Below are 15,514 nucleotides of genomic sequence, written 5' to 3'. Positions count from 1 at the left end.
GGGCAGAAGCACTACGGAGCAAAGTCGGGACCACCACGAAAGACGAGAGAACAGCACGGGAATTAGTGGGCGTTGGAGATGAGAAATTGCAACCGGAAGAAGCCACTGCGCCCCACCGCCAGCAAGGTCTGGGAGCCGCCATCGTGGGCGCTGTCGCTGAAGCCCGCCCGCACGTTGGTCACGTCCAGCAGGTTCCGCACGCCGAGGGTCAGCGTCAGCCGATCGTCCCACCACGACTGGACAGCACTTGCGTCCAGCCAGGCGTAGGCGGGTTGCTGGTAGGTGACCAGTTGCCCTTCGGCGGTCAGGCCTGGCAGGGGCGTCCGGCCGGTACGTTTGTAAAAGAGCGAGAGTTGAGGTCCCCGGGCAAAGGGGCGGTAACTCAGGGTAGCCGACAGTTGCGGGCTGTAGAAAAACCGGGGCGCTTCGGTGGTGTACGCGGCTTCGTATTGATTCAGCCGACCCGTATAGCCGACCCCCACGCCCGCCTCCAGCCGCTGGCGCCGGGCGCGCAATTCCCACTGACCGCCCTGGGAGCGAAACCGGTCAATGTTAAAATAAAGATAGCGCGGCACGGGGTAGGCGTCGTTGGTGAGCGTGTCTTGAATCAGGCTGATTTTGTCGCGCACGTCGTTGTAAAACAGCGACAGTTCCGTCTGCCAGTCAAGGCCCCACCGTTCCCACCGCAACGCCGAAGAAAGCCCCAGGTGGTGCGAATACTCGGCACGCAGGTCGGGATTGCCGTGGACGTTGTGGTTGATGTCCATGAACTCCAGGTACAGTTCACTGAGCGACGGCGCCCGAAATCCCCGCCCGTAGGTGAAGCGGAGTGCCCAGGCATCGGAGAGGTCGTATTTTACATTCAGCGATGGGACGGGCGGGGCCTGATACTGGCTGTTGTAGGCCAGCCGCAGCCCTGGCTTGAGCAGCAGGCGCGGCACGGGTTGCAGCTCTGCCGAGGCGAACACCGCCACGTCGTAGAGCGTTTGTTGTCCGTCGCGAATGCGCGCCCCCCGTCCGGTTTCCCGGTCTACTTCGTAACCGACTTCGTAGCCCAGCCACGCGTCTTCCCGGCCTTTGATGAGCGAACCCCGCGAGTGGTAATTGACCAGCCGACTGGTGTCGCTGTCGCTGCCCCCGCGTGCCTGTTCATGCAGGGTCACCAGGTCTTTGACGGTGCCGGTGCGGGCGCGCAGGAAGTCCTGCCGCGAGACGAAGACGTCCCAGCGAAGACGCGCTTCCTGCGGCGCCGCCGCCGAAAGTACCTGCGTCAAGCGCCGTACCTGAAAGCGGTCGTCGGTCGCCACCAGGCGCGTGCCGGTGTAGCGGGGTGCCCCCAGGCTGTAGATCTGTTCGTCGAGGCCGTCCAGCTTGTAATGCAGTTTCAGCCGACGGAACGTGTAGCCCACCTGGGCGGTACCGAAGTGCTGTTGCTTCGGATTCCAGATCCGCGCGCGCGCTACGCCCGGTTGCGGAACGCCCCCGAAAAAGTAGCGCCCGCCCCGGCCTTGCAGTGTGGCTTTCCCCGTGTGGTAACTGCCCGACAGGCTCTGGCGGTGGGTGCCCTCGTGCTCCGAAAGGTACTGCCGCGCCGATTCGGTATGCGACTGTACACCGAGTTCCCAGCCTTCCTGCGCTTCTTTGGTAATCAGGTTGATGACGCCGGCCAGCGCATCGGCCCCGTACTTGACCGACATGGGGCCTTCCACAATTTCGATGCGGGCGATGTCGTCGAGTTGCAGTTGGTTCAGGTCGAGGATGCCGTCCTGGCGCCCGACCACCGGCACCCCGTCGATCAGGATCTTCACGTTTTCGCCGCCCAGGCCTTGGAGGGAAACCGAGGTGCCCAGCACGCCGTCGCGCGACAGCCCGATGTTGAGTTCGTTGCGCAGCACATCCGGAAGGGTCAGCGCTCCCTGTTGCTGGATGCGCTGCGCGCCGATCACCCGGGTGCGTTGCAGCACCTCGTGGCGGGGCGATGGCTGGTACGTACCCGTTACGACCACCTCGTCGAGGTTCTGTACGTCGGCTTCCAGGTACAGCGTGTAGGTCTGGTCCGGTTGCAGGGTATCGGTGCGCGTGCGGTAGCCGATCAGCCGGGTTTCCACCTGAACCGGCTCGGCGAACGGAGACTGCGCGTGTCCGTCCTGATCCGTCAGCCGATAGGCCGCCGCACCGGTGCGCAGCGTGGTAAACACCACGTAGGCATCGGCCAGCGGACGGTCGTCGGCCCGATCCCGCACCTGCACCGTCTGCGCACGGGCCTGGAACGGGAGCCAGCCGAAAAGAAACAGCAGAATGCCGGGGACACTACGCATACAGAAGCCTTGGAAAAAACACCTGCCCGCTCTTGCTGACCGAGCCCGAGTTGCTGGTCCCGGCCGTTGTGGCGGACAGGTGAACACACATGGAACTACGCTTAAGGAGTAAGTACGACCCGTTGGCTGACGCGGTGAGTACCGCTCTGCATCGAGAGCAGATACGTGCCGGCCCGCAGCGGAAGGGAGGGCAGGGTATAGGTGCCGAGCGCGGTAGGACCGGTGACCGACCCCGACCAGACTTCGCGCCCCAACACGTCGTGAAGCTGCAAAGTGGCGGTCGCTTCCGTAGCAGCATAGGCCACCGTCACAGCACTGGAAGCCGTTGGGTTCGGATAGACGGAGAGGCGGAGAGAAGACTGCCCTGGCCGATCGTCGGCCGCCGTGGTGCGCATCAGGGTTTTGGTGAAGATAAAGGTCCCGTCGGCCGACCCTCCGAAGCCGGTAAAAGCCACGTGGTACACCTGTCCGTCCATCGCCCGTACAAAGTAGGAGAGGCTATCGACGGCATCGTAGGTAAACTTGGTCATGTTGAACGCTTTCCAGTCGTACCCGATGGTGTTGATGGCGGATGCGTACGTCTGCCCGGAGTCGCTGGCTTCTTCCACGGCTACGTCACTCACCTCGGCCACCAGCACGTTCGGAGGCGTACCACTCCCCCCGTAAGGCGCGGCGGCTATGTAGTTGTGCAACACGCCCGTCACGGGATAGGGCATGCCGCCCAGATCGGCCAGATACTGCGTGAAGACCAAATCCCACGTGGCGCGGTCGGCCGGTTCCTGGGCTACCACGGCGCCGTCGGCCAGCGAATAGTAGATGAAATTTTGCGTGGCATAGTCGGGTTTCACCAACGTATCCACCACTTCGTTGCTTCCGTCCACATCGGCGTAGCGAAACACAATGGCATAGGCCGGATCGCTCCCGCCGTTGGTGATGCCGTCGATGAGAAGTTTCTTGTAGCGGCCGTCCCCGAGTTTCAGCGCAAAGACCTTGGTGCCGATCACCAGACCAGACCCCTGGTACGTGTACCATCCGGCCGCGTCGAACGCGCCGGTTTCCCAGGCGGTATCGGCATTGTAATAGGCCGTCCAGGTATCGGCTTCGTTGGTATCGAGTACGGTTGCCCAGGCCGATGCGTCTACGCCCGGATCGTACACTTCCACACCTCCGACGTGGTTGGCCCGGATGGCCGCTCCGTACAGGTTGGCCTGAAACGCCAGGTCCCAGTTGGTCGTGGGGGCCGTGTGAACCGGACCCTCGGATAAGCTATAGTACACCTGATTTGCGTAGCCCGCCCCGATGGAAACGGTGTCGGTTACGGTCTGAGCGGTAAGGGGCCCGGCGGCCAAGAGGCCGAGTGCAAGGAGTATAGGTTTTTGCATGGGAGTTGAGTTGGTCAAATGCTAAGGATACTGTTATAAGAAAAGGCGCGGTGCCTTCAGCAGCGCTAAAGGGTGCGCTCGTAGTTACAGGCGGGGAAGCTCGGCCACCAGCGCGCGCCAGGCCGACTTTTCGGGGACGCCCGGTTTCCGCAGACCGAACAGTTGCGCAATCAGGTTTTTATGCGGGTCGTACAGTTCGAGGGCCGTCACGGTGCCGTCGGTCGTCGGTTTCTCCACGATCCAGGCCGTATCGATGTGGTCCTGCCGCAGGTGCATGTTGAACGTGGGGTCCAGCACGTTGAGCCAGGGGCCCATCACGCGGATGGTCCGCACTTTTCCCTGATGAATCTGAAGGTTGCCGCGGTTGCCCGCGAAGATCATGATCGGCAGTTGGGTCGACGCGGCCGTTTCCAGCAGCGACGCTAGGGCTTCCGGAGCAATGCGGTGAGCAAAGCGCCCTTCGGCCAGATGGAGTGCGTCGAGGCGGTGGACCTGATGCTTCCGCAGCATGCCGAAAAAGTGGTGGGTGTCTTCCAATTGAGCCCAATCCTGCAGCAGCGCTTCCCGGTCCACGTCCGTCGCGTACGTCTCGGGTGCGTAGGGCGTTGTGGGTTGCGCATTGCTTTGATCCTCGGCCCGGTAATCGGCTACGAGTTGGTCGTAAACGGCCTGGTGACTTTCCGGTTGCAGGTAAATCTTGGTGACGGCCGTGCCTTCCCGATCAAAAATCTGCAGGCTCTGTTGCAGGCCGTGAGGCGTCTCCAGGCGGACGGCAAAGCCGACGTGCCACGCTTTGAAGAAGACCCGCGTTTCGATGGGGCCGATCACCGTTCCCATGGCCCGGTCGCCCTCGCCGAACGTATCGACTTTCTGGAACGGCCCTTTGTGTTCCAGCACACAGCTGGCATTCCGCGTCAGCGACATGACCCGGCCCAGATCGGGCAGGCGCTTCACCAGCTGCGGCCAGTCGCCCTGTAGCCGGACGGCCGTTTCGCCGACGGTAGTGGCCAGCAGTTCGGCTTCGCTCACGCCGAGTTGCGCGGCGCAATCGCGAATGCGGAGGCGAGGTTCCTGGGCTTTTAAGTCATCCCAGGCCTGTCGGAGGGCCATCGGGGTATCGGGGAGGGCGGACGTATGTTTCATGAATGTGGCGTGTGATGTAATGAAGCAATAGAAGAAGAAACCGGAACGATAAAAGGAAGGGGCTGCCCCGCTTCGTACAACAGCCGCACCGGGTGGTCGAAGGTCTGTTCGATCCAGTGAGCTTGCAGCACCTCGGCCGTTGGGCCGTAGGCCACCACGCGCCCCGCTTTCAGCAGGAGCAGCTCGTCGGCATAGGCGGCAGCCAGGTTCAGGTCGTGGACAATCGCCAGGACACCAATCTGGTGGGTACAGGCCTGCCGGACCCGACTCAGCACGTGATGCTGCTGCGCCAGGTCGAGGCTGGCGGTAGGCTCGTCGAGCAGGATGTAGCGCGGATGGGGCTGCGGCGGGTAGACCTGCGCCAGCACCCGGGCCAGTTGCACCCGCTGTTGTTCGCCGCCCGAAAGCGACTGGTAGTGCCGATCGGCAAACGGAAGGGTATCGGTCAGCGCCATCACCTGCTGCACCACCTGCTCGTCCTCTTGACGCGCGGTCCGATGGGGTTGCCGACCCAGATGCACCACCTCGCGCACGGTATAGGGAAAATGCACCTGGCCCTGTTGTGGTAACACTGCCCGGTGCAGCGCCAGCTCCCGTGCGGAGAAGGAAGCCAGCGGGTGCGCTTCCAGCCGTACTTCGCCGGTGGCGGGCAGTTCGCCGGAAAGCACTTTGAGCAGTGTCGATTTGCCCGCCCCGTTGGCACCCACCACGGCCAGCATCCGTCCCGGCGACAGGGTCAGGGAGACTTCCCGCAGGAGATAGCGGGAGCCGCGGCGGTACGAGATATGGCGGGCGTGTATACTCATCGTGTGTGGTGGATTTGTTTCTGACGTACCAGCAGGAACATGAAAAACGGGGCGCCCAGCAGGGCCGTGATGACCCCAATGGGCAGCTCGGCCGGGCGCACGAGTGTGCGAGCCAGCAGATCGGCAAGGAGCAGCAGCAGGGCCCCGCCTAAACACGACGCGGGCAGCACGAGGCGGTGGTCCGATCCCCAGACCAGACGTACCATGTGTGGCACGACGAGCCCAACGAATCCGATGATGCCGCAGAGCGAAACGGCGCTGCCCACGGCCAGTGCGCTGAGTACCACCACCTGCTTCTTCACCTTTTCGACTTCTACGCCCATGTGAAACGCTTCCGATTCGCCCAGCGACAGGGCATTAAGCGGCCGGTGAAAGAAGAGAAGTCCCAGCGTTGCCCCGATCAGGAGGGGCGTATGCACCAGGAGGCTTTGCCAGTGGGCACCACCCAGATCGCCCAGCGACCAGAACGTAAAATCGCGGAGTGCTGCATCGTCGGCATAGAAAATCACGAGTCCGACCAGTGCGCCGGTTAGGGCATTCATGGCTACACCCGCCAGAATCAGGAGCGTCACGTCAGTGCGGAAGCGCGCCTGGCTGAGGCGGTAGGCAATCCAGGTAGTGACCAGCCCGCCCACAAATGCAAAGGCCGGCAGGAGGTAGTTCCCGAACAAGACGGCCAGGGTGCCCGCCAGCGCCTGGCTGAACACCATCGCGACGACCGTAAACAAGGCCGCACCACTGGAAACGCCGATCAGCGCGGGTTCCACCAGCGGATTGCGAAAGAGGCCCTGCAGGGCGCATCCACTCACGCCGAGGGCGGCCCCGACCAGCAGCGTCTCCACGAGGCGTGGCAACCGGATGGACCAGAAAATCATGGCCTGTCGGTCCGAGTAATGCCCCACGCCTCCAACCATCCGGTGCCACAGGATGCTGAGGCTTTCCCCTGCGGAAATCGGTACGGCTCCGACGCCCAGCGCCCACAGCGCTACCAGCCCCAGGACGGCTCCCAACGAGCCGAGCGCGAGGCCCCGCGCGTGGTACAGGCGATGCGAAGAAAGCGTTGTCGTGGTCATGAGTTATCGTTGGGCGGTGCGGGACCCCGGATGAATGCGTTCGGACAACTGCAACACGGCTTGCCCCAGGCGCGGCCCAAAACCGGAAAGCAGCAGGCCGTCCATGGCGATAATCTGCCCTTGTTGCCCCGCGGTAGTTTGTGCGACACCGGGCAGCGACTGCACGCCTTCTACGCCCCCCAGGCTTTCCAGTCCCGACTCGAAAAACAGAAGGTAATCGGGATTGGCCGCGACCAGTGCTTCCGTATTTAACGGTTTAAACTGCTCAAGATCGGGCGTGGCCAGGGTGCCGCCTGCCAGCTGGACCAGGGTTTCGGCGAAGGTGCCGCGTCCCCCCACCTGCATCGTGCCCCGCCCTCGGGCGTAGATGAACAGCACTTTCGGAACGGTGGTTGCCTGCGCCACGCGTGCCTTCGCTTCTGCCAGATCACGGTCTAGTTGCGCTAGGAGCGAATCGCCCTGCGCACGGCGGTCCAGCCGTTCGGCCAGGGTACAGATCATGGCTTTGGTGCTTGCTACCGTGTTTTCGTTTTCCACCACCCACACCGGCGTCTGGGTCGATTCCAGTTGCGTGAGCACGTCGTCGGGCGCTGCATCGTTCGCCACAATGATCAGGTCAGGATTTTCGGAGAGAATGCCCTCTGCTGCGATGTTGCCGGGATGTCCGACCGAGGGTAAGCCCTGCATCGCAGCGGGATACACACTCGTGCGGTCGGTCGCGACGATGCGGTCGCCCAGCCCCAGAGCGTATACCAGTTCCGTAATTGTGCCGCCTACCGTGACCATGCGCATCGGTACTGCTACCGAGTCGGGCGCGCCCGTGGCAGTGCCATCGGGAGAGGAAGGTTGACAGGAAGCAAATAGGATACTGGCTACAAAAGAGAGCGCAAGGAGGCGATGCATAGGATGTTGTTTTAATTTAGATTAAATCTAAATAGTGATGCAATATGGAATTCGATGGCTGAAAATGCAAATGCGCCCTCCAGAATTTCCATCGAGGGCCCTTTGTCCTGGATGATTGCGGCTTGCGCAACGCTTAAGTAACCTAAGTCACCAGGGGAGTCCTCATGTACATGTTCTTTTGAAGTTGGATAGTCGTACCCCGGAAGGGCATTTCGCCCAATACTGGATTGACTGATGTATTCGACTTTAAGGGCTTCCACCGTAGCTACCGCTGAGGAGCGCATAGCGGTGGAGGCGATGGTGCTGCGTGCGTCGAACCCACTGTGCTGGTGCAGTGGCGATTGCGATTGCGTTGGAAGGAACCCGGCGCTCGTGTAGGAAGAAGGCATCACGGTCGATGTATGTCCCGAAAAAATTTAGAGTTAAGGAGCAGAATGGATGAAAGGAAAGCGTAGCGCCGCACCGGTGCAATGGGGGCTTCGGGAAAACCTCGGGCAGTTTCTGCTATTGGTATTGATCAACGGCTTTGTCGGCGGCATGGTCGGGCTGGAGCGGAGCATTCTGCCGCCGCTGGCCGCGCAGGCCTTCGGCGTGGTGGCCCCGACGGCACTGTTGTCGTTTATCCTGGTCTTTGGAGTGACCAAGGCGCTGACCAATTACGTAGCCGGTACGGTGGCCAACCGCATCGGCCGGAAACGTCTGTTGGTTTACGGCTGGTGGGTGGGATTGCCCGTGCCGTTGTTGCTGATGTGGGCACCGCACTGGGGGTGGGTCATCGTGGCCAACGTGCTGCTGGGCATCCAGCAGGGACTGTGCTGGTCGACCACCGTGGTGATGAAAATCGATCTGGTAGGAGAAAAACACCGGGGCATCGCGATGGGCATCAACGAGTTTGCCGGTTATATCGCCATTGCGGCCGTGGCCCTTGCGACCGGCTGGCTGGCTTCCACGTACGGCCTGCGGCCTTATCCGTTTGTGGTGGGGTTGGGGTTGGCGGTACTCGGGCTACTGGCCAGCATCGGGTTGGTGCAGGATACCACGGCGCACGTGCGGCAAGAGGGAGCCAAGACGCAACTGCCCCACCTGAACCGGATTTTCCGGGAAACTACCTGGCGACATCCGAACCTGGGTGCCGTGACTCAGGCCGGCCTGGTCAATAACCTGAACGACGGCATGGTGTGGGGCCTGCTGCCCGTGGTGCTGGCACAACGCGGGTTTTCGCTGACCGAAATCGGCTTCATGGTGGCGGTTTATCCGGCGGTATGGGGCGTGGGACAACTGGTGACAGGCGCCCTGGCGGATGTGTTTTGCAAGAAAAACCTGCTGTTCTGGGGCATGTCGCTGCAAGGCCTTGCGCTGCTGGCGCTGCCCTGGGCTTGGTCCCTCCCGCAGGTCAGCGCCGTGGCTGTGGTGCTGGGCCTGGGAACGGCACTGGTCTACCCGACCTTTCTGGCGGCCATTGCGGCCGATACGCACCCGACGCAGCGGGCCGAGAGCCTGGGCATCTTTCGGTTCTGGCGCGACCTGGGGTACGCAGTGGGCGCTTTGTTGACGGGATTGCTGGCTGACAACGCCGGTCCCGAGGCAGCCATGGGAGCGGTAGCCGGACTGACGCTGTTGTCGGCAGGTTGGATCCGCCACCGCATGTCGTGCGCGACCACCGGTACGCCCGAGTGGGCCACTGCCTGAGCGCGCGATGCCGCCTCGCCGGTTCTCTGGTCTGGAGGCCGTCGCGGGTCGCTAAACCGTGACCCGTTTTCCGGAAGAGGCGCTTGCCAGAATCGCTTCGATCACCCGCAGGTCGCGCAGCCCTTCTTCGCCGGGCACCCGCAGCGGCTTGTTGCCCATAAGGGCCAGTGCATCCTGGTCCATCTGGTTGGCCTGTTGCCAGGGGATTTCGTACGGAAAGTTGATCGGACCGAGGGGGCTTTTTCCCTGATTTCCAGCGTACGCCTGAAACGGCGACATCTCAATATCGCCTTGCGCACAGCGGATGGTCAGGTGGTTCATGTTCTCGAAGAAGCTGGTCTTGATCGTACCTGTTACGCCGTTGGGAAATTCCAACGTCGCTTCCACCACTTCGCCCAAACCATTCTTGTAAATCTCCGGACGTTCGGCCCAGACGCGGGCAGACCGGACGGCCACCGGCTCCATGCCTGTGCCGAGCCGCGCGCCCTGAATGGCATACACGCCCATGTCGTAAATCACCCCGCCCCCCATCTCTTTCTTTTGTTTCCAGTGGTCGGTGCGTCCTTCCCGGTAGCCGGCGGCGCAATCGACGGAGCGCACCTTGCCCAGCTTTTGCTTCGCCACAATTTCCTGAAACGCAAGGGTGTTGGGTTCGTGCTGGCAGCGATAGCCGATGGACAGGCCGACTCCGTGGGTACGGCAGGCGTCGATCATGGCCTGGCAATCGGCCACCGAAACGGACATGGGCTTTTCGCACCAGACCTGTTTCTTGGCGGCCGCCGCCCGCTCTACGTATTCCCGGTGCATGGAGGGGGGCAGCACCACGTAGACCACGTCGATGTCAGGATTGTCGCGGATGCTGTCGAACGTTTCGTAGTTGTAGATGTTTTTGGCCGGAATGCGGTATTTGGCCTGCCAGTCTTTGGCTTTGGCCGGCGTTCCGGTAACGATGCCCGCCAAATAACAATGCTTGGTCATTTGCAAGGCAGGCGCCAGCAGATCGGTGCTGTAATACCCCAATCCGACCAAGGCTACGCCCAGTCGCTCTTTCCGGGGAGCCTGGGGAAAGGAAAGGGCAGGGAGCGGAGACAGCAGCGCGAGGCCGGTGGCCCAGCCCAGGGTTTTGAGCGTATCACGACGGGTTGCCATAAAAAGTTAAGTTAGGTGGGTGTGTGGAGGTTACGTGTCGATCGACTTCCCCAAGTTAGAAACTTTTTGTGCAAAAGAAACGCCTGACTGCGTTCCGTGGTGCCTACGCGAGGAAGCGCAGGACGCTTGGGGAAGAAAGTCGCATCCGGGCGGGTACTTGCCCCGGTTAGCCCCACCAACCCGAGGTAGGGTAAGACCAACAGGACACGGTCACGGCCGGACCGGCAATTGCCGCCTGTACTGCGGATATACAGTAAAATCCTCTGATAGAGATAGATACATTGCTTTTTCGACTAAAAAAATAGATAGCTATGTTCATATGTTCTATCGGGTCAATTTAGTACATCATGCTTCAAGGTAACATCAGCTGCAATTTCGGCCTGTCGGGTGAAATCAGAGCGAATGCCCACAATCGCGCTGTGCTTATTCGTTAACATTCCACGCTTTTATTACTTCCACACAAAGCTGCCGGGAAAGGTAGCGCTACGTTCTGTTGTCTCCCTAGTTTTGTGCCACTGGGAGCTTATTCGATTTTTTAGTTTTTAATAAAGTAGTTCTTGTCTTTATGAAACGCCTTTTGCTGGTAAAGGCCACCACTTTTACGCTTTTTTTTAACCTCAACCTAACTTTTTCCACCCATGCACAACACGTACCTGAAACTGCCGCCGCCTCGCTGGTCGGAGCGCAGACGCTGACCCTTCTGTCCGATGTGGTCGCCAGTGTAACGAATTTCCAGGCACGTACCGATGGAAAAGAGGTACGGCTGACCTGGGCAACGCCGCCGCGTGTGCGTCTCAGCCACTTTGTGCTGGAGCGTTCGCAGGATGGGCTGCAGTACGATCCGGTCATGGAAGTACGGTGTCAGGATAAACCGCAGGCGGGAGCGACGTACCAAACCACCGACCGCCATCCGTGGGCGGGGCGCTCCTATTATCGGCTGAGAATTGTGCAGCCGAGCGCGTCTTCGTCGTTTAGTCGGCCCGTGACCGCGTACGTAGCCCTGCAGGATCTGACGCTGTCGCCCAACCCCTGGAGCGGGTGCCAGCCGCTGACCATTCGGGCTTCGTTACCGGAGACGCCGTTCTGGATTTCGTTTCACGACCTCCACGGGCGGCACGTTTGTACCATCGCCTTGCAGGATGCGCAGGTGATCGTGCCCCGGGAACACTTTACACCCGGTCTGTATCACTACCGCATTTATTCTTCGCTGGAAGTGCTCGGGCAAGGCAAATGGAAAGTGGAATGATCGGTGTGGTCCGCTTGCTCCATCTTACTTATAAGAATCACTCTATATTTTTTATTCTAAATCGGTGCGGAACGTGCCGCCCCAGGCGAGGCCACCGTTCCGCTCCCATAGCGTATGATTGATACCATCTGGATTATCGACGACGACGAAATTCATCAACTCATTACACGTCGCCTGCTGGAGCGTTTCCACGAAGTCGGCGCCATCGTCGCGCTTCGGCGCACGAAGTCGGCACTGGAACACCTGGAGCGTGTGGAACAGGGAGCAGACGCCCTGCCCGATCTGGTTTTTGCGGGCCTTCTGCCGGAGAGTCGCGACGAAGACCGGCAGTTTCTGAAGCGGTACGGCAAGCTGGTGGGCCATTATCCCCACGTGCCGCTGTTTTTTCTGGTGACCGCTTCTACCCAACGGCCGGTACGGCGGCAGTCCGGTTGGGAAGACTACATCACCGGCTACCTGAGTAAGCCGTTCTCGCCGGGACGGCTCTCTACTGTGTTGCTGGCCGCAGCGCAGGCGGAGGAAGACGAAGGCGGCCATCGTACCTTTCCCTTCTTATCCCGTCGGTAGACCCTCAATCGGGTATGGAACGTAAGAAAAGAAGGCACCCCCGGGAAGCAAGGCTCTTCTGGGAAAGCACAACGGCCTACGACTGGGCCTTTCGGCAGGTCTGCCAACGCAGATTGCCTTGGTGGCGGAGCTGGTTTTTTTCGCCCGCTGCCAATTACCAATGGAAACACCGCCAGGCCGAACTAACCAAAAGGCGTTCGCCGGTGCTCCGCCTCCCTATTGAAAAAGAGACGGGAATGGCGCAAAACTTACGCGTGTCGGAATTGGTCGGAAAGCCACCGTTTTAGATAAAAGACCGCGTGTAATCTTGCACTCTACTAACAGTTGAATCGCATGTTGAGAAGAAAGGGGGCGGTTTTTGTGAGTTCAGCCTCCTTTCCTTTTTCTGTAACGCGCTGTGGTAAAATCTACGATACGAACGGATTTTTTTGAGAATCCTGTCATGATACGGGGTAAACGTTACACGCCAGTGAACCCCATAGCCTTTGGTGCATCGGCCGCCTTCGTCTCCACCTTCCTCACGAACTTCTTGGATCATCCGCTGCCTTGGGTAGCGTGCGCCGTCGGTCGAAAAGCAAAGTAAAGCCGTTCCCCGAGCGGTTGGAAGCTTCCCGGGAAACGGCTTGTTGGTGTTTAGTCGGCTCCGTCGGTGCGGGCTTTGGCCAGGGTATAGTCCGCGGTTTCAATGCCCATGTCGGTACCCACTTCCGCATCGAACCGGTAGTGAATTCCGCCGTACACCCGCGAAATGGCCGCCTCCAGTGCCCAGTTGCGAACTTTGTCGGCCTCGGGCGGAAAGAGGTAGGCCAGCACTTCGGCCCCCGCGGCAGAGAATACACTGTGGCCGGAGGTGTAGCTGGGAAAATTGGGTGTGCCCGCAATGGTCTTGAAGCCCGGAATCTGCTGGATGGGGCGCGGGTAATGGTAGTAATACTTGGCATCCCAGCAGGCCACGCCCGCGTCCATCATCGCTTCGTTGAGGTACGCAAACGTCCGGGCCGTTCGCAGCGGGTTCAGGCGGTACTGCAGCACAAAATCTTTGGCAATCTTGTTCCAGTGGCCGGGCGGTGTGTACGTGCCCAGCCCGTCCTGCCAGAAGTTGGCGATCCGCCGTTGTTCGACGGTCAGGTGGTCGGCAATGTCGATCAGTTCACGGATGTTGGCTTCGTATTCGGCCGAGCCGGGAGCCGGTGGCGGGCCTGGTCGTACGTCGGTCACGTGCGGAACGTTCCACATCTTGACGTTGCACAGCAGCGGGGCCAGGCCAACGGGACGGGCCGGTTCCTCGATGTTTTCCCATTTCCAGCCGAACCGGTCGAAGGCCGCCTGCGCGATGGAGTCGGAGACGGCGCGCGAGCACTGCGCGAACTTCATCCCGTCGGTGGCGGCTCGTTCCAGCGCGAGGGTGGCGATTTCTGTGCCGATGTGCTGACCGGCCGTGATGTCGCTCGCCACGTTGACTCCGGCCCACCGCAAACTTTCCAGGTGCTCCTGGGCTTTGGCCCGCAGGTACTCTTTCTCCAACGGAAACATGGCGCTCAATACGGCTTGCGAGACGACCGCGACCACGGCCCCTTCCGACGGATAAGCGGGCAGAGCCGTCGTGGCGTAGGCCGAATGCAGGGTAGGATCGACTTGCGCCGGGGCGGGGCGCTGGTAAGTGTATTTGTAGTGCCAGGCCGTAATCAGACCATCCCACTGGGCCACGCTGAGGTACGCCAGCGCCCGCACGGCGTAGGGCGGGTGTGCAAACGGAAAAGGCGAAGGGCCTTCGGGCGAGGCCAGATTGGGAAGGGTATAGGTGCCGTCGGCATTAGGACCCGGAATCAGGTTGTATTTCGCGATGAGTTCCAGCGCAATTTCGTTCCAGCGGACCACCGGGTTGTTGGTCCAGTACGTCACAGCATTTCGTTGGGCGTCGCTCAGGTTTGCCATGGTGGCGTGCAGGTCGGCCAGTTCCTGCTGGTAAGCGACCGATTGCACCGCGGCGGGGGCATCGACCGTAATCTGTTCCGGATCGGTCAGGAGGATGGGTTGCCAGGAGCCTCCGTCTTCATCGAGGGTGGCAAATTCGTACGCCGAATAGGCGGCGTACTGGGGCAGGTCGGGTTGTTCGCACGACGAAATCAACAAAAGACTGCCTGCCAGAAGGGTGTATAGAGAACGATGCGTTTTCATGGAAGTTGTGGGGTGAGAATTATTGCCAGACGGGAAACTGGTAGGTGAGGCCGCCGCCCACCAGGGCGAGTTTGCCGGTGTTGCGACCCTCCAGGACCTGCGACGAATACGCCAGCAGCCCTAGTCCTTTGACGGATTTGAAATAATACTGCGCCGAAAAGCGCGCCTGACTGAAGTCAACACGGTTGGTGGGCTGGGCCGCATTGTAAGCGCGAATGTCGTCGCCGCTTGTGGAGCGTAGCGCGTAGTAACCGACTTCCAGTTTCAGGGAATTCTTCATCAGCCACATGCCCGCCGCCAGGTTGTACTCCCAGGCGCTGGGAACGTCCATCCAGGCCGTATAGTAGCTGCCGTTGTTGTAATAATAATCCCGCTCCGCTTTGGTCAGCCCCCGGGCTAAGTAGCCGGCCATGGCTTGTCCGTACAGGCCCAGGTTGGACCGGTAGTTCGCCATACCGCGCAAGCTCCATTCGGTGGTGCCGTTGCCCAGACTGTAGGGTCGGTAGTCGGAGAGGTAACGGGAGATGGGCGCGGCGTATCCCCCCGCCGCGAACAGGGAAAGCTTGCCCGGGCCCATTACTTTTCGGATGAATTCATACTTCAGTGCGAGCGTCAGGTCCTGAAAACCCGACGCACCCTGGAATTTTCCGCCGTTCGGCTCCGACGATTGCGTATGGATGTAGGGCACGCCCACGTAGGCATTCAGCTTATCCGTGAGGCCGAGGGCCACCATGCCCATTGCCGTCTGGCGGGAAACAGTCGCGATGGTTTCGTTGGACCGCAGGTAGGTGCCCTCCCAGTAGCGATCGAAAGCGCCGTAGTCGTAGGTCAGCGCGAGGCAGGCCTGTCCCTGTTTCATCATCCAGGCATCGGAAGGCGTCTGTGCCACTGCCAGAAACGGAAGCACCAGCAAAAGTCCGGCGTAGCCCACAGCCCGCCGGGTAAAAAAGTAGGTAGAAAGTCGGTTCATACAATTTTGAAAGAAGGGTAGGAGAATAGAAGCGACGCAGGCAGCCGTACCCGTTGGTGGGCGGCGCCTCGGTCGTTCTGAACTAGAAAA

13 protein-coding genes are annotated in these 15,514 nt (G+C 60.7%); 3 read left to right on the top strand and 10 right to left on the bottom strand.

Annotated features, from left to right (window positions below):
- Positions 1–62: 62 nt before the first annotated feature.
- From BLR44_RS16145 to BLR44_RS16115, 7 genes are all read right to left on the bottom strand, one after another.
- Positions 63–2,318, bottom strand: coding sequence for a TonB-dependent receptor (locus BLR44_RS16145; protein WP_089683825.1), 2,256 nt, complete (start codon positions 2,316–2,318; stop codon positions 63–65).
- A gap of 101 nt (positions 2,319–2,419) precedes the next feature.
- Positions 2,420–3,700: a T9SS type A sorting domain-containing protein gene (locus BLR44_RS16140; protein WP_089683823.1), complete on the bottom strand. Its 1,281-nt coding sequence runs from the start codon at positions 3,698–3,700 to the stop codon at positions 2,420–2,422.
- Between the two features lie 84 nt (positions 3,701–3,784).
- Complete coding sequence (locus tag BLR44_RS16135; RefSeq protein WP_245706084.1) at positions 3,785–4,843, bottom strand: hemin-degrading factor; 1,059 nt, start codon at positions 4,841–4,843, stop codon at positions 3,785–3,787.
- Positions 4,840–5,649 (bottom strand): heme ABC transporter ATP-binding protein, encoded by an 810-nt coding sequence (locus BLR44_RS16130; RefSeq protein ID WP_089683820.1) that lies wholly within the window; start codon positions 5,647–5,649, stop codon positions 4,840–4,842. Before BLR44_RS16130 ends, BLR44_RS16135 begins: the two co-directional genes overlap by 4 nt.
- Positions 5,646–6,722 carry a FecCD family ABC transporter permease gene (locus BLR44_RS16125; protein WP_089683818.1) on the bottom strand — a complete coding sequence of 359 codons (1,077 nt, stop codon included), beginning with the start codon at positions 6,720–6,722 and terminating at the stop codon, positions 5,646–5,648. Before BLR44_RS16125 ends, BLR44_RS16130 begins: the two co-directional genes overlap by 4 nt.
- 3 nt (positions 6,723–6,725) lie before the next feature.
- Positions 6,726–7,625: a heme/hemin ABC transporter substrate-binding protein gene (locus tag BLR44_RS16120; protein ID WP_089683816.1), complete on the bottom strand. Its 900-nt coding sequence runs from the start codon at positions 7,623–7,625 to the stop codon at positions 6,726–6,728.
- 11 nt (positions 7,626–7,636) lie between these two features.
- Positions 7,637–8,014, bottom strand: a complete 378-nt coding sequence (locus BLR44_RS16115; RefSeq protein ID WP_089683814.1) for a hypothetical protein — start codon at positions 8,012–8,014, stop codon at positions 7,637–7,639.
- Between the two features lie 49 nt (positions 8,015–8,063).
- Between BLR44_RS16115 and BLR44_RS16110 the strand changes: the two genes are divergently transcribed.
- The gene (locus tag BLR44_RS16110; protein ID WP_089683812.1) at positions 8,064–9,314 is read left to right on the top strand and encodes an MFS transporter; all 1,251 of its coding nucleotides are present in this window, start codon (positions 8,064–8,066) and stop codon (positions 9,312–9,314) included.
- A gap of 51 nt (positions 9,315–9,365) precedes the next feature.
- Here BLR44_RS16110 and BLR44_RS16105 read toward each other — a convergent pair whose 3' ends face one another.
- Positions 9,366–10,463: a Gfo/Idh/MocA family protein gene (locus tag BLR44_RS16105; RefSeq protein WP_089683810.1), complete on the bottom strand. Its 1,098-nt coding sequence runs from the start codon at positions 10,461–10,463 to the stop codon at positions 9,366–9,368.
- Between the two features lie 565 nt (positions 10,464–11,028).
- Between BLR44_RS16105 and BLR44_RS16100 the strand changes: the two genes are divergently transcribed.
- Both BLR44_RS16100 and BLR44_RS16095 read left to right on the top strand, forming a co-directional pair.
- A complete protein-coding gene (locus BLR44_RS16100; protein ID WP_089683808.1) occupies positions 11,029–11,709 on the top strand; it encodes a hypothetical protein in 681 nt (226 codons plus the stop codon).
- 114 nt (positions 11,710–11,823) lie between these two features.
- Positions 11,824–12,276 carry a response regulator gene (locus BLR44_RS16095; protein ID WP_089683806.1) on the top strand — a complete coding sequence of 151 codons (453 nt, stop codon included), beginning with the start codon at positions 11,824–11,826 and terminating at the stop codon, positions 12,274–12,276.
- 633 nt (positions 12,277–12,909) lie between these two features.
- Here the strand turns inward: BLR44_RS16095 and BLR44_RS16090 are convergent.
- Together BLR44_RS16090 and BLR44_RS16085 are read right to left on the bottom strand one after the other, a co-directional pair.
- Positions 12,910–14,454, bottom strand: a complete 1,545-nt coding sequence (locus BLR44_RS16090) for a vanadium-dependent haloperoxidase (RefSeq protein ID WP_089683804.1) — start codon at positions 14,452–14,454, stop codon at positions 12,910–12,912.
- Between the two features lie 19 nt (positions 14,455–14,473).
- Complete coding sequence (locus BLR44_RS16085) at positions 14,474–15,424, bottom strand: transporter (RefSeq protein WP_089683802.1); 951 nt, start codon at positions 15,422–15,424, stop codon at positions 14,474–14,476.
- Positions 15,425–15,514: the final 90 nt, after the last annotated feature.

The organism is Catalinimonas alkaloidigena (genome assembly GCF_900100765.1).
GTDB lineage: Bacteria > Bacteroidota > Bacteroidia > Cytophagales > Flexibacteraceae > Mooreia > Mooreia alkaloidigena.
Note: the sequence above shows the minus strand (reverse complement) of the source record. Positions and strands in the feature narration are given on the sequence as shown.

Bases quoted from the DNA above. Each gene is read 5' to 3' on its own strand.
- BLR44_RS16100 (WP_089683808.1), top strand. From the start codon at position 11,029: ATGAAACGCCTTTTGCTGGTAAAGGCCACCACTTTTACGCTTTTTTTT.
- BLR44_RS16135 (WP_245706084.1), bottom strand. From the start codon at position 4,843: ATGAAACATACGTCCGCCCTCCCCGATACCCCGATGGCCCTCCGACAG.
- BLR44_RS16130 (WP_089683820.1), bottom strand. From the start codon at position 5,649: ATGAGTATACACGCCCGCCATATCTCGTACCGCCGCGGCTCCCGCTAT.
- BLR44_RS16125 (WP_089683818.1), bottom strand. From the start codon at position 6,722: ATGACCACGACAACGCTTTCTTCGCATCGCCTGTACCACGCGCGGGGC.
- BLR44_RS16110 (WP_089683812.1), top strand. From the start codon at position 8,064: ATGAAAGGAAAGCGTAGCGCCGCACCGGTGCAATGGGGGCTTCGGGAA.
- BLR44_RS16145 (WP_089683825.1), bottom strand. From the start codon at position 2,318: ATGCGTAGTGTCCCCGGCATTCTGCTGTTTCTTTTCGGCTGGCTCCCG.
- BLR44_RS16090 (WP_089683804.1), bottom strand. From the start codon at position 14,454: ATGAAAACGCATCGTTCTCTATACACCCTTCTGGCAGGCAGTCTTTTG.
- BLR44_RS16120 (WP_089683816.1), bottom strand. From the start codon at position 7,625: ATGCATCGCCTCCTTGCGCTCTCTTTTGTAGCCAGTATCCTATTTGCT.
- BLR44_RS16140 (WP_089683823.1), bottom strand. From the start codon at position 3,700: ATGCAAAAACCTATACTCCTTGCACTCGGCCTCTTGGCCGCCGGGCCC.
- BLR44_RS16085 (WP_089683802.1), bottom strand. From the start codon at position 15,424: ATGAACCGACTTTCTACCTACTTTTTTACCCGGCGGGCTGTGGGCTAC.
- BLR44_RS16095 (WP_089683806.1), top strand. From the start codon at position 11,824: ATGATTGATACCATCTGGATTATCGACGACGACGAAATTCATCAACTC.
- BLR44_RS16105 (WP_089683810.1), bottom strand. From the start codon at position 10,463: ATGGCAACCCGTCGTGATACGCTCAAAACCCTGGGCTGGGCCACCGGC.
- BLR44_RS16115 (WP_089683814.1), bottom strand. From the start codon at position 8,014: ATGCCTTCTTCCTACACGAGCGCCGGGTTCCTTCCAACGCAATCGCAA.